17 protein-coding genes and 1 other RNA gene are annotated in these 14,230 nt (G+C 61.3%); 9 read left to right on the forward strand and 9 right to left on the reverse strand.

The features are described from left to right. Positions 1-15: 15 nt before the first annotated feature. The 5 genes from GMO_RS09625 to GMO_RS09640 form a co-directional block, all read right to left on the reverse strand. Positions 16-831, reverse strand: coding sequence for a TIGR00282 family metallophosphoesterase (locus GMO_RS09625; protein ID WP_040509072.1), 816 nt, complete (start codon positions 829-831; stop codon positions 16-18). Positions 832-834: 3 nt separating this feature from the next. Beyond that, positions 835-1,416: a 5-formyltetrahydrofolate cyclo-ligase gene (locus tag GMO_RS09630; RefSeq protein WP_008852197.1), complete on the reverse strand. Its 582-nt coding sequence runs from the start codon at positions 1,414-1,416 to the stop codon at positions 835-837. After that, positions 1,403-1,559, reverse strand: a non-coding RNA gene (gene ssrS, locus GMO_RS13950) — 6S RNA. Before ssrS ends, GMO_RS09630 begins: the two co-directional genes overlap by 14 nt. Before the next feature lie 50 nt (positions 1,560-1,609). Then, positions 1,610-1,954, reverse strand: a complete 345-nt coding sequence (locus GMO_RS09635) for a cell division protein ZapA (RefSeq protein WP_008852198.1) — start codon at positions 1,952-1,954, stop codon at positions 1,610-1,612. Positions 1,955-1,956: 2 nt separating this feature from the next. Beyond that, on the reverse strand, positions 1,957-2,223 hold the full coding sequence (locus tag GMO_RS09640; protein ID WP_008852200.1) for a hypothetical protein: 267 nt from the start codon (positions 2,221-2,223) through the stop codon (positions 1,957-1,959). Positions 2,224-2,329: 106 nt separating this feature from the next. Here GMO_RS09640 and GMO_RS13585 point away from each other — a divergent pair, with 106 nt between their 5' ends. After that, a complete protein-coding gene (locus GMO_RS13585) occupies positions 2,330-2,659 on the forward strand; it encodes a hypothetical protein (RefSeq protein ID WP_139064431.1) in 330 nt (109 codons plus the stop codon). Continuing rightward, the gene (locus GMO_RS09650; RefSeq protein WP_008852201.1) at positions 2,656-3,240 is read left to right on the forward strand and encodes a thiamine phosphate synthase; all 585 of its coding nucleotides are present in this window, start codon (positions 2,656-2,658) and stop codon (positions 3,238-3,240) included. Before GMO_RS13585 ends, GMO_RS09650 begins: the two co-directional genes overlap by 4 nt. Here GMO_RS09650 and GMO_RS09655 read toward each other — a convergent pair. The 3 genes from GMO_RS09655 to epmA form a co-directional block, all read right to left on the reverse strand. Then, positions 3,229-4,017, reverse strand: coding sequence for a fasciclin domain-containing protein (locus GMO_RS09655; protein WP_008852202.1), 789 nt, complete (start codon positions 4,015-4,017; stop codon positions 3,229-3,231). The genes GMO_RS09650 and GMO_RS09655 overlap by 12 nt on opposite strands. Positions 4,018-4,073: 56 nt before the next feature. Then, the gene (locus GMO_RS14430; RefSeq protein WP_245528472.1) at positions 4,074-4,499 is read right to left on the reverse strand and encodes a hypothetical protein; all 426 of its coding nucleotides are present in this window, start codon (positions 4,497-4,499) and stop codon (positions 4,074-4,076) included. Positions 4,500-4,600: 101 nt separating this feature from the next. Beyond that, on the reverse strand, positions 4,601-5,587 hold the full coding sequence (gene epmA, locus GMO_RS09665; RefSeq protein WP_008852204.1) for an EF-P lysine aminoacylase EpmA: 987 nt from the start codon (positions 5,585-5,587) through the stop codon (positions 4,601-4,603). Positions 5,588-5,639: 52 nt separating this feature from the next. Between epmA and GMO_RS09670 the strand changes: the two genes are divergently transcribed. After that, entirely contained in the window at positions 5,640-6,686 is a 1,047-nt protein-coding gene (locus GMO_RS09670) for a lysine-2,3-aminomutase-like protein (protein WP_008852205.1), read from the forward strand. Between the two features lie 100 nt (positions 6,687-6,786). After that, positions 6,787-9,132 carry a putative bifunctional diguanylate cyclase/phosphodiesterase gene (locus tag GMO_RS09675; protein WP_008852206.1) on the forward strand — a complete coding sequence of 782 codons (2,346 nt, stop codon included), beginning with the start codon at positions 6,787-6,789 and terminating at the stop codon, positions 9,130-9,132. Between the two features lie 21 nt (positions 9,133-9,153). Here GMO_RS09675 and GMO_RS09680 read toward each other — a convergent pair whose 3' ends face one another. Further along, positions 9,154-9,468 carry a carboxymuconolactone decarboxylase family protein gene (locus tag GMO_RS09680; RefSeq protein ID WP_008852207.1) on the reverse strand — a complete coding sequence of 105 codons (315 nt, stop codon included), beginning with the start codon at positions 9,466-9,468 and terminating at the stop codon, positions 9,154-9,156. A 214-nt stretch (positions 9,469-9,682) separates the two neighbouring features. On the opposite strand from GMO_RS09680, the gene efp reads away from it, so the two are divergent. From efp to GMO_RS09705, 5 genes are all read left to right on the forward strand, one after another. Continuing rightward, positions 9,683-10,249 carry an elongation factor P gene (gene efp, locus GMO_RS09685; RefSeq protein ID WP_008852208.1) on the forward strand — a complete coding sequence of 189 codons (567 nt, stop codon included), beginning with the start codon at positions 9,683-9,685 and terminating at the stop codon, positions 10,247-10,249. 4 nt (positions 10,250-10,253) lie between these two features. After that, positions 10,254-11,081: an inositol monophosphatase family protein gene (locus tag GMO_RS09690; RefSeq protein WP_008852209.1), complete on the forward strand. Its 828-nt coding sequence runs from the start codon at positions 10,254-10,256 to the stop codon at positions 11,079-11,081. 70 nt (positions 11,082-11,151) lie between these two features. Continuing rightward, positions 11,152-11,964 (forward strand): hypothetical protein, encoded by an 813-nt coding sequence (locus tag GMO_RS09695; protein ID WP_008852210.1) that lies wholly within the window; start codon positions 11,152-11,154, stop codon positions 11,962-11,964. A gap of 24 nt (positions 11,965-11,988) precedes the next feature. Then, the gene (locus GMO_RS09700; RefSeq protein WP_040509075.1) at positions 11,989-13,146 is read left to right on the forward strand and encodes a hypothetical protein; all 1,158 of its coding nucleotides are present in this window, start codon (positions 11,989-11,991) and stop codon (positions 13,144-13,146) included. 5 nt (positions 13,147-13,151) lie between these two features. Continuing rightward, positions 13,152-14,156 (forward strand): peptidoglycan -binding protein, encoded by a 1,005-nt coding sequence (locus GMO_RS09705; RefSeq protein WP_040509078.1) that lies wholly within the window; start codon positions 13,152-13,154, stop codon positions 14,154-14,156. Positions 14,157-14,230 lie beyond the last annotated feature (74 nt).

Consider the following 14,230-nt stretch of genomic DNA (forward strand, 5'->3'; position numbering starts at 1 on the left):
TTTTTTCTCCGCCCCTCAGAAATCCGGCCAGTTCGGCGCCAGATGTTCCCCCATTCTCAAAGGCGCCACCCGGACAGCCAGACCAGTGGAGTCATCCGTTTCAACCATCAATCCGCACACCGTTGCCTCACCTTCCGCAGGCTGGGGACGTTCCCCAGGTATTTTCCGAACCAGACGATGAAGCGAGGCCGCCTTCCCCATCCCGATAACGCTGTCATAATTTCCGCACATGCCGGCATCCGTCTGATAAGCCGTCCCTCCTGGCAAAATCCGGTGATCTGCTGTCGGTACATGCGTATGCGTTCCAACGACCAGTGAAACGCGACCGTCAAAAAATGCGCCCATCCCCATTTTCTCGCTCGTTGCTTCGGCGTGAACATCCAGAACGATGGCATGAACCGTCACACCCAGACGATGACGGGCGAGCAGTTCTCCAACTGTGCGGAAAGGATCATCCAGCGGGTCCATGAAAATCCGCCCCATCACGTTGATGACGAGCGCCCGGCGATCCCTCTCAAGCTCGACAATATAACTCCCCTGCCCCGGCGTTCCGGCAGGATAGTTGATAGGCCGCACGATACGGGGAGTCTGATTGATATGGCTGATCATATCCCGCCGGTCCCAGGCATGGTTTCCCAGCGTGATGACATCCACACCCGCATTGAGCAGATTTTTCGCTATGTCAGGTGAAAGCCCATAACCATGGGAAGCGTTTTCCCCGTTGACCACCACCAGATCCAAGGCAAGTTTCTGCCGCCAGCCTGGCAGATTCCGGATAATCGCCTCCCGACCACTTCGCCCTATAACATCCCCCAGAAACAGTAATCTCAACAGTCAGTCTTTCATTTTTTCGTGTTTTATACGTATGGTTTCCTGCTCGGTAACAATAACCGATAATGGAACATCATAAGAACCAACAGGAATTTCTTTCACTTCCTGACCTGAATATCCAAACCCGATTGCCGGAACATGCAGTTGCGCCAGTGTGCGGTCATAATAGCCACCGCCATATCCCAGCCGGAACCCCTGACGATCAAATGCCAGAAACGGAACCAGAACAAGATCCGGCTTTATCAGCCCACCATCCGGATACTGCGTTCCAAAGCGCCCCTCAAACAGGATGGTCTCCGGGGTCCATTGCCTGAAAATCAGCGGATTGCCACGCGGAGGCGTTTCCGGAAGCGCGACCTGCCGTCCCGAAGCATGAAGCCGATGGCAGAATGGCCGCAGATCCACCTCTCCGGGCAGAGGCCAGACCGCGGCAATAACCTGATATTTTGTCTGAAGAACAGCATCCAGAAGCCGACCGCTCAGCCGCTCCTGCTCGTCAGGCGTCAGCCTGTGACGCTCCTGTGCGAAACGTCGCCGGAGGTCTTTTTTCTGCTGATCGAGAGGGGAAATCTGTGGAGCCGCCAAAGCCGTTGGTCTTTTCAGCCCTCCTAGACCTGCAAGTGCAGGTGGGCACCGGTTAACGTGACCAGGGCCACGACAGAGCCAGTTCCCTTAGGAATGCTTATCGGCCCGGGGGGTGATTTGCCTGACGCACCAGGCAGCTCCGACCTTCAATATGAGCCTGGACACCGTAATCTTCAATAATTCCTTTGACGGATCACTCACTTCTTTCCAGATCGCCGGCCAGAGCCTCCACCCGTTCTGTCAGGGAGGCCAGACGCTTCTGGCGCAGGGCATCCGCCCGGATGAGCGCTTTGGCCTGTTCCACCGTCTGGGTCATATCGTCCGGAAGAGGCCGCTTCCGCAGTTCGTAAATCTCATCGGCCATCAGCAGGGCCGCCATCATCAGCGTTTTGGACTCACTGGCCGTCCCGCCCAGACTGCGTGCCCGGTGAATCCAGCCTTCAACCTGCCGCACCATGGCATGAAGATGGGCTTCTTCCCCATCCTGGCAGCCAACATTGTAGACATATCCGTTCAGGCGGATGGAAACCTGTGCCATGTCTAGCCCTCCCCCCGTTCCAGAATGCCCCTGATCCTGACACAGAGCGCATCGATATTGCCCGCGACCGCTTCAAGGTCAGGTCCGGACCGCAAAGCGTCTTCAAGCCGCTGCCGGGCACGCTCCTGCCGGTCCGCAGCAGCCGTAACACGTGTTATCGCTTCCTCAAGACGGTCAAGCGTCCTATCGTCCTGAAGAGATCCTGTCTGCCCTGTCAAAGCCGCGCTCTTCCCGTTCATGCATTTTTCAGGCCATTCAATGCCCGACATGTGTCTTCCGTTTCAGTCTTCTCAGGAAAGCCCTGTTCCTTCCACAACGTCAAGCATCTCTCCGTTTCAGGACTGGCCTGTCTATGACATTTCCTCATGTCAGGACATGCACCTTCTGACTGCCGCCGCTTCATGCGGAAACTGGCTTGCACTTTCTCCCGCCGGCGCAGGCAACAGTGTGGGAATTCCCTGGTGGATCGCCGTCACGGGCTCACGTTCCGGATTGTCCATTCTGGATTGCGGCGCCTCGCCCGCCATTGCACGCAACGCCCTTGAGGCCGGAATCGGATGGGTCGTCTGCCGGGGCGCCCAGGCACAGATCAGAGCCCTGCAAACCGTTCCCGCCTACAGGGAACGCATTCTTCCCTGCCCTCCGCCCTCACGTCCTGTTTCCTTCTGGCGCCTGAACGGCCAATCTGCGAAACTTGCGCCATGACATCGACATCCTGCGATCTTTATCCCGTTCTTCCCGCCAGTTTCGATAATGACGACATGCTGGCGACCCTGCCGATCATCCTGGCGCATCCCGAAGTCACGGCGCTTCGCATTCCCGGCGATCACCGGCTGAACGAAACCGAACTCAACACATTGCTGAAATTCCTGCACGAGAGCGAAGTCGCCCTGATCGTGGATGTGGGAACAGACCTGTCCACCGCCGTCCCAGAACTGCTGGGCGAATCCGACGGCCTGCATGCCCCGGACCCACTCCAGCTCACGGCATTACGCAAGCAGCTTGAAGGCGATATCCAGATCGGCTGCCGTTGCCAGACACGTGATGACGCCATGAAGGCCGGAGAAACGGGCGCCGATTACGTGGCTTTCACCCCAACGGAACTGGATATCCTGCGCTGGTGGGTTTCCGTCATGGAACTGCCCGCCGTGGCCGAAGAGATCACGACACCGGAAGCCGCTGTCAGCGCCCGCAAGGCAGGCGCCGATTTCCTCGCCATTCCGCTTCTGCTTGATGACAGCGATGAAGCCCGCTTCACCGCCATCCTCGGCGCCCTAGCCGCCTGAATGTTGGTAGCTGGGATGATATCCCGGCGCCTTCCCGACCGGCAGTAGTGCGCCCTGCGTGAAATACAGGACACCGTTGGACTGTGGAAAGGACTGTCCCCAGAGCCGGTTGGTCTGACCGACCTGATTGCTCAGGAGCAGTTCTCCCGTTCCAGACGCCGCACTGACCGTCAGAATATCACCATACAGCGTTATAAGCCTGACCGGCTGCCCATGCTGGCGGCTGATTTTCCGCCAGAGACGGGCTTCGTCCCATTTCCCGAAGGCAATGGTGTAGCCCAGAATATGGGTCAGCTGCTCACGATAGGCCGGCGCCATCAGACCGCCATGCCACTTGGCCGCCATCTGCTCCATCGCAGCATTGGGGATGGCAAAGACCGTATAAGGCCCCGGACCCGAGATCCACGGGATCAGACCGGTTGCACGGATCGCCACGAGATAGTCGGTCAGTTCCTGCGAAGCGGCAATATTCTCGTCCAGCGGACGATCATCATAGGATGGAGAAGGCGGCGCGTGATAGGCAAGAACACTGTTCGGAGCGCCATCCTTCGGCGGCACATACGATTTGGACAGCGTGGAAGGCATGAAAGCCATCTTCGTGCTGCTCGGCGTCTCGAAACTGTCCTGATAGTTGTGGGACCAGTGCGTATCATGCAGGTCATTCGGCTCATGACAGGCTGAAAGACTCAGTCCCAGCGCCAGTCCGCTTCCCAGTTTCAGGACGGTTTTCAGGTCAGGAGCCCTGAAGGAAAGGGGAAAGACGAATCGCTCATGCATGCCTGGTTTTACCATCCTGTGAAACGGAAGGCAGAGCATAGAGCAAGTCAGGTCTTTCAGCACCCGTCTCCGCGCATGGTCCAGCCCACGACATGTCCGCTGACAAGTTCAAACGTCGTCTGGCAGGTCGTGTTGTAATAGGAGGGCGGAAAGCCGCCCCAGTCGCCACCCCAGCCGCCCCAGCCGGGACCACCCCAGCCCCAGCCACCGCCCCAGCCTCCCCAGCCACCCCCCCAACCGCCTCCCCAGCCACCCATGGTGCCAGGAGAGTACTGGGTTTCATTGTCGATATAGGCGAGGAAAGAATGACCGGCCGCGTCATAGCTGCGGGTCGGCACACCGAACTGACGCACGACATCCACTTCACTTTTCCCAACCATCGAGTCGAGAACTTTCCGCTGCTGGAGGGTCGGGACATCACAGGCTGACAGTGTCAGGAGCGCCGCAACCGAAAGCAGTCTGAATGTGGTTTTCATGGTCATGGTCGGCTCCAGTACTGGAAAAGGCATGTTTCTTTTGCGTCACGTTCTAGCGTTTTAGAAGCAAAGGAAAGATTAAAAACTCTTCCAGGTTTCAGAAAAGGTCACAATGACCACAAAATGTCACGGATCGCCGGAGCCGCCGTTGCCAGCATGACCAGCCGGTCGAAACCCAGCGCAATTCCGGAACAGGGCGGCAGCTCCGCCAGTGCGGACAGGAACGCCTCATCCAGCGGCCAGTCCTGATCCGGCGCAATCTGAAGACGCCGGCTCCGATCAGCCTCGAACCGCTGACGCTGTTCAACAGGGTCCGTCAGTTCCTCGAAAGCATTCGCCAGTTCAATCCCGCCGAGATACAGCTCGAACCGCAGCGCCACCCGCCCGTCCCGCGGATCACGCCGCGCCAGAGCAGCCTGTTCCGCCGGCCAGTGCGTCAGGAAAGTCGGACGTTCCCGCCCGATAACAGGCTCCACCCGCTCAAGAAGAAGCCGGAAAAACAGGTCCTCCCAGTTCTCCCCCTCACGCAGTACGGCCCCGGCCTGCCGCGCCAGAGCCTCCGCGTCTCCCGCCGTTCCCAGAAGATCAGCCCCGACATACCGCATGAAAGCTTCGGCCATGGTGAGACGTTCGAACGGACCGGCAAGACTGATGACGTCTCCGTTCCGATGAATGTCCGTCGGCAGGAGAGCGCGAACAAAATCCTCCGTTTCATCCATGAGCGAGGACAGGTCAGCCCCCGGCCGGTACCATTCCAGCATCGTGAACTCCGGGGCATGCGTCCAGCTCGCCTCCCCGTTCCGCCAGACCCGCGCCAGCTGGAAAACAGGGAGCTTCGTGACAGCCACAATGCGTTTCATCGCGAATTCAGGGCTGGTATGCAGGAAACGCGCCTCCCGGCTGCCGTCCGGCCGCTCGAGCTCCGTCCGGAAGCAGCGCAGATGGACTTCCTCCCCGGGAACCGGCACCGCATAAGGCGTCTCCACTTCCAGATATCCGCGCTCTTCAAAGAAACGACGCGCCATCTGCGTCATTTTCACCCTCTGCCGCAGAAGGGGCAGACGATCGGCAATACGGTCAGGATCAGCAGGCATGAGCGATCGGTTCCTGTTGCAAGAGACGGAAAGACAGCGTTAGAGCCAACAGATGCACGATATGGTCAAGACATCCAGCAGACGCCGCGTCCTGCGCACGCCTTCAGACCTGATCCAGGCCGGACTGGCCACGGAAGCGGACCGCCCCGCGCTGGAAGACGTGGCAAAAACCTTTGCAACCGCCATCCCCCCGGCTCTGCTCTCCCTGATCGACACACCCGATGACCCCATCGGACGTCAGGTCATTCCGGACGCCCGAGAACTGGAGACCCGGCCTTACGAACTGCTCGACCCCATCGGCGACGATGCCCTCTCGCCCATTCCCGGCATCGTCCACCGCTATGAAGACCGTGCGCTCCTCAAGCCGCTGCTGGTCTGCCCCCTTTACTGCCGGTTCTGCTTCCGGCGCGAACATGTAGGCCCTTCCGGCGGCCTGCTCAGCGACGCCGAACTGGAACAGGCCCTGGGATGGATCAGGGAACGCCCGGCGATCCGGGAAATCATCCTGACGGGCGGAGACCCGCTGATGCTCGCCCCACGGCGGCTGCGGCACATCGTCCAGTCTCTCTCCGCCATGCCTCATATCGAAACCATCCGCATCCATTCCCGCATTCCCGTCGCCGATCCGGTACGCCTGACCCCGGAACTGCTGGATGCCCTAGAAACGGACCGCGCCATGTGGCTCGTCATCCATGCCAACCATGCCCGGGAAATCACCGAAGATGCCCGGAAAGCCATTCGCTCCGTTCTGGCGCGCGCCATTCCGGTCCTGTCGCAATCCGTCCTGCTCCGCGGCGTCAACGACACGGAAGCCGCGCTGGAAGCCCTGCTCCGGGCCCTCGTGACGGCCCGGGTCAAACCCTATTACCTGCATCATCTGGATGCCGCGGCAGGAACAGGCCATTTCCATGTCCCGGTGGAGGAAGGCCGGAAACTTCTGGCCTCTCTCCGCGGACGGGTGACCGGCCTGGCCTGGCCCACCTATGTCATCGACATCCCCGGCGGAAAGGGAAAGGTTCCGGTCGGACCGGATTACCTGCTCCCTGACGACAAGGGCGCCGTTCGCGCTCCGGACGGAACAGTCTGTACTTTCACCTGACGAAAAATCCTGCATATGACCCGGGACCCTGTCGCGCTCGTCGCTTCCTGACCTTTCTGCTACAGACTCCCCTGACCCGCCCCGGCGAGGAGACGCGAAGTTGAACGATGTCATCGGGCACCTGTTTCATGGCAATGAAGGACTTTACCTGTTCATCACAGGGATTTCCGCGACATCCGGCCTCGGGGTCGCACTTGCTTTCGCCAGCCGCCTGAGACAGCCTTCGCTCTGGATCGAATCCGGAACATTCTGGCAGACGGCCAGCGCCGTCGTATTCTCCGTCGCCTTCACGACGGCATGCGCGGACGTTGCTCCCTTCTGGCAGTCCGAGACACCTCCCGGAATGCTGCTCTGCCTTGCCCTCGCATCTGCCTTCCTGTGTGCCGGCTTTTTCGAAGCCCTCTCTGTCTGCCGGCGCCCGTCCCCCTATTTCAGAAACATCCTTTTCGGGAGCATCCTGCTCTGGGTGGTCCTTTTTCTGGGCCGCAGCCTCCTGTGGAACGGCCTCACCGAACCCAGCAGGTTCCTGGGGCCGTTTTCAATCGCCCTGCTCCCCGTCTGTTTTCTGGACTGCCTGCTGCTGGCCCGGTTTTTCCAGCGCCCCTCCCGTTCCACGACGCTTTTATGCCTCGCCGGACTGACCTGTCTGCTCTGGTGCGTCCTGCTTCAGGGCGCCGCATTTCCCCTGCCCCTGTTCGGCAGAACACGGCACATGATGTTCCCATGGGGCGCGCTCTGGCTCGTCGCTCCCCTGCTGCTCAATCTCGCCCTGCTGGTTTACGGCACATCCTTCCTGCTGATCGACCGTAACATCAGCCGGCTGGCCCAGGTGGAAACCCTGCGCCTGCAACACCTGACCTCCATGACGACGGAAGCGCTTCTGGTCATTCAGGACGGACGGATCGTGGAAACGAACGGCATGTTCTGCCGGGAACTGAACCTTCCCATAAGCCGCCTCATCGGACAGCCCCTCCAGACCACCTTCCCCGCCGTCTCCGTCAGCATGCTGACCTCACGGATGCAGGACACAAGGGCCATGACCGGCCCGTTCGAGGTGGACGCCGTCTCCGCGGCCGGAACGGTGCTGCCTTTCGAAGCCGTTCTGAGCAGAACCGATTACAAGGGACGGACCGCCCATCTCCTGGCCATGCGCAGTCTCGCACGTCTGCGGCAGCAGGAAGCCCATATCCGTCACATGGCGCATCACGACAGCCTCACCGGTCTGCCCAACCGCACCCTTCTGCACCAGCGCATGGAGAAAGCCCTTCTCCACGCCCGGCAGACCAGCACCCGCTTCGCCATCCTGTATCTGGATCTCGACCGGTTCAAACAGATCAACGATGCCCTGGGCCATGCCGCCGGTGATCTTCTCCTGCAACGGATTTCCGAACGCATACAGGCCTGCGCGGGTAGCCAGACCACACTCTCCAGGATCGGAGGCGACGAATTCGTCCTGCTCATGGACCCTCCCGTCGACCGGGAGACCGTCGCAAAGACGGCCCGCAAGATTCTTACCGCCCTGAGTACGCCCTACGACATCGAAGGACGACTGGCGGAAACCGGCGTCTCCATCGGGATCGCCCTTTTCCCGGAAGACGGACTGACGGAAAAAGCCCTTCTGGCAAACGCCGACGCCGCGCTGCTTCAGGCCAAGACCCACGGCCGGAACCGATGGCTGTTCTTCACATCCGCCATGCATGAGAAGCTGGAAGAAAACCAGCACACGGCAAAAAGCCTCACGGAAGCCATCGAAAACGGAACCCTGTCCCTCAGCTACGAGCCCGTTCTGGACTGTCTGACAGGGAAACTGTGGGGATATGATACTCTGGTGGAATGGGAACACACCCCGGGAAGCCTCCTGAAGCGGGACCGGTTGCAGGCCTTCGCCGAAACGGCCGGTCTGAGCCGCCTTCTGGGACTGTCCATTCTCGAAAACGCCTGCAGGATGGCCGTATCATGGCCCGCTCCCCTGAAAATCAACGTCAGCCTCAATGCCAGCCTGTTCCGGCAGGACAGTTTCCCGGAAGCCGTGGCCGCCATCCTGAAGAAAACTGGACTCCCGCCTTCCCGGCTGGAACTGGGCATGAGCGATCACATCTTTCAGGCGCCCCGAAAAAAAGTCATCCCTCTGCTCCATCGCCTGAAACTGCTGGGGCTTCACCTCGCCCTGAACGATTTCGGGGTGGGTCATCTCTGCCTCGACTGCGTGCAGGCCCATGATTTCGACCGCGCCAGGGTTCCAGTCTCCCTGCTGACCCGACTGGACGACCCGACATCCCGGCAGATCATGAAAGGCATCATCAATCTCGGACACGGCCTCCGGCTCTCCGTCACCGCAACAGGCGTACACAGCCGCGCCCGGCTCGATCTCCTTACCAGGCTAGGCTGCGATCAGGTTCAGGGTCTCCTGCCCGCGGAACAGACCCCGCTTCCAGAAAAGACCTGAAACCGGAGACCGGGGACCGGGTTATTTTTCCGAAGACGCAAACATGTGCGTTGCATGCGTGATGGCTCCGCCAGCACGGATAGCGGCCGCCACAAGAGCAATTTCCGAAAGCTGCGCATCTGTGGCCCCGGCGTCACGGGCGGCCTTGGTATGCAGTTCGATACAGTAGGGGCACTGGGTCGTCAGGGCGACGGCCACCGCGGCAAGTTGCTTGGTCAGGGCGCTGACCTCGCCCTCGGCGAAAGCGACATGATCGAACGCCCAGAAGGCTTTCATCCCCTCGGATGCATTCGCTTCAAGATGAGGCAGACGGGAGAGGTTTTTCATATCGTACATGAAGACGCTCCTGAAACCTGCCCCGGAACTGGGGCAGTACACATAACGACATGGACTGAACCGCAACGACACCCAAGCCATCCCCGCTTCACAGTTTGCTGAGCAGTTCCGGCCTCCAGAACGGTCTTGCGCCTTGCCTCTCTCCCCGCTGCGGCGCTAGAAGCCCACGAGACGTGACAGAAATCCCCTTCCACAGGGTCAGGACATCCAAAGCATGAAACAGCAAGCCAACCTTATCCGTGCCGGACAGGTCATCGAGCATGACGGTCGCCGGTGGACGGTCCTCAAGCAGCAGATCATCACCCCCGGCAAGGGCGGCGCCTTCATCCAGGTCGAAATGCGCGACCTCAACACGGGCAACAAGACCAACGAACGCTGGCGGACCGCTGATTCCGTGGAACGTCTGCTGACGGAAGACAAGGACTACATCTATTCCTACATGGACGGTGACAACGTCGTCCTGATGGACCCCGAGACCTTCGAGCAGCTTATCCTGCCCAAAGACATCTTCGGCGACCAGTTCGCATTCCTCCAGGACAACATGCCCCTGAACGTCAAGCTGGTCGAAGGCGACCCGGTAGGCGTCGAACTCCCGCCACACGTCACGCTCGAGATCACGGAAGCCGATCCGGTGGTCAAGGGCCAGACAGCCAGTTCCTCCTACAAGCCGGCCGTCCTGTCCAACGGCGTCAAGACGCTGGTTCCTCCCTTCATCGAATCTGGCGAGCGGGTTGTCGTCCGCACGGAAGACGGCTCCTACGTCGAACGCGCCAAGGACTGATTTCATGCGTCTTTCCCCGCACATGGCCGTCATGCAGAACGCGGCGCAGAAGGCCGCCCGCCGCCTGCTCCGTGACTTCACGGAGGTCGAGCAACTTCAGGTCAGCATCAAGGGCCCGGGAGATTTTGTCTCCCAGGCTGACATGCGCGCAGAAACCACCATCCGCGAGGAACTCGCCCGTGCACGCCCGGGCTACGCCTTCCTGATGGAAGAGACCGGCGCTTCGGGCGGGGACAACTGGACGTGGCGCTGGATCGTCGATCCGCTGGACGGAACGACCAACTTCCTGCACGGCATCCCGCACTGGGCCATTTCCATCGGCCTCCAGCGGCGCCTGCCGGACGGTTCGGTCGAACTGGCCGCCGGCATCGTTTACAATCCTGCCGCGAACGAGATGTTCTGGGCCGAAAAAGGCACCGGAGCGTTCCTGAACGAACGCCGCCTGCGTGTCTCCGGCCGCCGGAACATGCACGAAGCCCTCTTCGCCACAGGCATTCCGTTCGCCAAGGTCCCCAGCAGCCAGCGCCTGCCATTCGCACGGGTCCTCGGCGCGCTGATGCCACAGGTCGCGGGCATCCGCCGCTTCGGCGCCGCCGCGCTGGACCTCGCCTGGGTCGCAGCCGGCCGGTATGATGGATACTGGGAATTCGGCATCAAACCGTGGGACTGCGCAGCCGGCCTCCTGATCGTGCGTGAAGCTGGCGGTTACGCCACGGACCCGGACGGAAAAGAACTTCAGGATCTGGACGATAACGTCAACGTCGTGGCGGGAAACCCCCAGCTTCACGGTCCGCTTCGCGCCATTGTGCATGAAGCCCTGAACCGCCCCTGAGAAAACTGTACTCACGCTTCACTGGCCCCATTGCCGGGGGTGTGAAGCGTCGTCTAGGATCGGCCCCGTCATGTACAGGCCGATCCTTTCTTTCCTTCCGCTGGCGGCCGTTCTGGCCTGCTTCCCGCTCTCTGACTCATCCGCGCAGGTCACCAGCAATCTGGATGACCTTCCCCAGAGCAAACCGGCCTCCCCTGCTCCGGCGCACAAGACAGCGCAGCATGCCGCGCCTGCCAGACATGCCAGCAGCAAAACCAGACAACCGGCCCCGGCCCATCCCACCCACACGGCCAGTGGACAGAATACATCGGCCTCTCCAGCCGCGTCCCCATTCGGCACAACCACCGCGGCACGTCCCCAGCCGGCACGCACCACCGTCCCGGCCGTTCCGGCTGCACCGCCGCCGCCAGTCGTTCTCCCGCCCCCCTTCGTGCCGATCCAGACGCATGCACCCGTCCCTCCCATGGCAGTGCCAGCCGTCCCCGACGCCAAAAGCAGCACGGCCCCCCTGCCGGATGATGGACTGCGCGTCCTGTTCGCCCCCAATGACTCCTCCCTGAACGAAGCGAGCCTCAAGGCCATCAGCGCTTATGGCGTCCGGCTGGCCGCCCGGCCCGATACGCGTGTCATCCTACGCGCATACGCAACGCTGCCGGGTGATGACATTTCAATGCCACGGCGCATTTCCCTCGCCCGCGTACTGGCCATCCGGTCCGTTCTCATTCATGCTGACGTCGCAACGACACGCATCTATCCACGCGCGCTGGGCCGCCCCGACAAGGGCGACACCGCCCCGGGCGACCGCCTCGACATTACACTTGAAACCAACCCGGCTCCGACCGCCGCACCGGCTTCCGCCACCCCAGCAAACGGCATGCCATAACGCCAGGAAGAGGAAAGACACGCCGTGACACGCCCTACGACATACCTGCTGCGGATGGGGATTTTCCTCGCAGCCGTCGTTCTTCTCGCCGCCTCGATGACCACGACCCTGCTCCAGGCCTTCACGGCGAATCCCAAGCTGGACGCAGTCATCCTGGCCGTATTGCTGATGGGGATCGTCTGGAACGTGCAGGTTGTCCTTCGGCTCATGCCGGAAGTCCGCTGGGTCGAGGCGATCCGCCAGTCCCGCGCCAGCCTGTCGGCTCCCAATCCTCCCCGCCTGCTCGCCCCCATGGCCAGCATGCTGGCGCGCAGCCGGACCGATCGCCTCTCGCTCTCCACCCAGACCACACAGGCCATGCTCGACAGCCTGTCCTCTCGTCTGGATGAAAGCCGGGAAATCTCCCGGTACATGACCCAGCTTCTGATCTTCCTGGGCCTGCTGGGAACATTCTACGGCCTGCTGCTGACCGTCAGTTCCATTGCATCCGTCATCGGTGGCATGTCCACCGGCAACGGAGATCTGGACGTGATGTTCAACCAGCTCAAGACCGGGCTGGCCGGACCGCTGGCGGGCATGTCCACGGCGTTTTCCGGTTCCATGTTCGGTCTGGCCGGCGCCCTCGTCCTCGGCTTCCTCGACCTGACCGCCGGACAGGCCCAGACGCGCTTTTTCAACGATCTGGAAGAATGGCTTGCCGGCCAGACCCGCCTCGGTGGCAGCATGTCGCTCGATCATGATGGCGGCGCGCCCGTGCCGGCCTATGTGCAGGCTCTTCTGGAACAGACGGCCGAAAACCTCGAAACCCTCCAGAACGCCGTCTCCCGGACGGAAGAAGGGCGCGTCCGCGAGATCCAGCTTCTCGACACCCTTCAGGAACGCCTGCGCGGCATTACCGAACTGCTGAAAGTCAACCAGCAGGTCATGACCCGCACGGCGGAAACGCAGAGCGCCCTCCTTCCCGTCCTGCGTCATCTGAACGAGGATGGACAGCCAGGCTCCCAGGGAACGCCCCTGCTGCGGATCGAAAGCCATCTCAGCCGCCTGATCGAGGACCTGCACCAGAGCCGGGCCTATACGGTAGGTGAAATCCGCAATGACCTGCGCGTCCTGGCACGCACCATCGCCGCCGCCTCCGGACAGACGCATGGCGGATCGCCCTCCAGCGGCGCGCAGGGCTAACCCTCATGGCTCGGCGCAGACGCAGCTCCCAGAGCAGCCTCAACGCATGGCCCGGCTACGTGGACGCCCTGTCCACGCTGCTGATGGTCGTGACCTTCGTTCTGCTCGTCTTCGTGGTGGGACAGCAGTTCCTCTCCATTTCCCTGACACGTCGGGAACACACACTGGACGCCCTCCAGAAGCAGCTGGCCGAACTTTCGCACATGCTGTCCCTGACGCAGGATAAAAACCGCACCCTGACAGCGTCAGTGGCAACCCTGTCCGACGAAAAACAGAAAAATACTGCCCAGCTTCAGTCGCTCTCTACCCAGATCGCAACCCTGACAGGCCAGCTTCAGAGCCGGGATCAGGCTCTCGCTGCGGCCGATACCTCCGGCAAGGAACAGACCAGCCGGATTTCCGATCTTCAGACCCAGATCGAGGAACTGACGCGCCAGCTTCAGGCCATCAGCAACGCCCTCGACCTCGAGAAGCAAAACGAGCAGACCAAGGACGCCCAGATCAAGGATCTCGGCACCAAGCTGAATCTTGCCCTGGCCGACAAGGTCAACCAGCTCAGACAGTACCGCTCGGAATTCTTCGGACGGCTCAGAACGGTCCTGAAAGACCAGAAAGGCGTGGAAATCGTCGGAGACCGCTTCGTTTTCCAGTCCGAGGTCCTGTTCCCGCCCGGCAGTGCAGACCTGACACCGGAAGGCGTCCACGAGATCAGGACGCTGGCCCGCACGTTCCGTCAGGTTGCAGGCAATATTCCCGCCGACCTGCCGTGGATCCTGCGCGTGGATGGCCATGCGGACAAACAGCCCATCCATGACAGCGCCTTCCACAGCAACTGGGAACTCTCGTCCGAGCGCGCCATTACAGTGGTCAAGCTGCTGATCGCCGAAGGCATCAGCCCCCGTCACCTTGCGGCGACAGGCTTTGCGGATTACCAGCCGCTGGACATGGGCAACACGGCTTCGGCCTACGCCCGCAACCGGCGGATCGAGTTTCGTCTGACGGACCGCTGATCCCTCTCCCGCCTGTTTCCCGAAAGGGAGCGGGCAACCCCGCCGCTCTGCTGACAGGGCCGCGATAATCCCGT

It is taken from the genome of Gluconobacter morbifer G707, from assembly GCF_000234355.1.
Lineage (GTDB): Bacteria > Pseudomonadota > Alphaproteobacteria > Acetobacterales > Acetobacteraceae > Gluconobacter > Gluconobacter morbifer.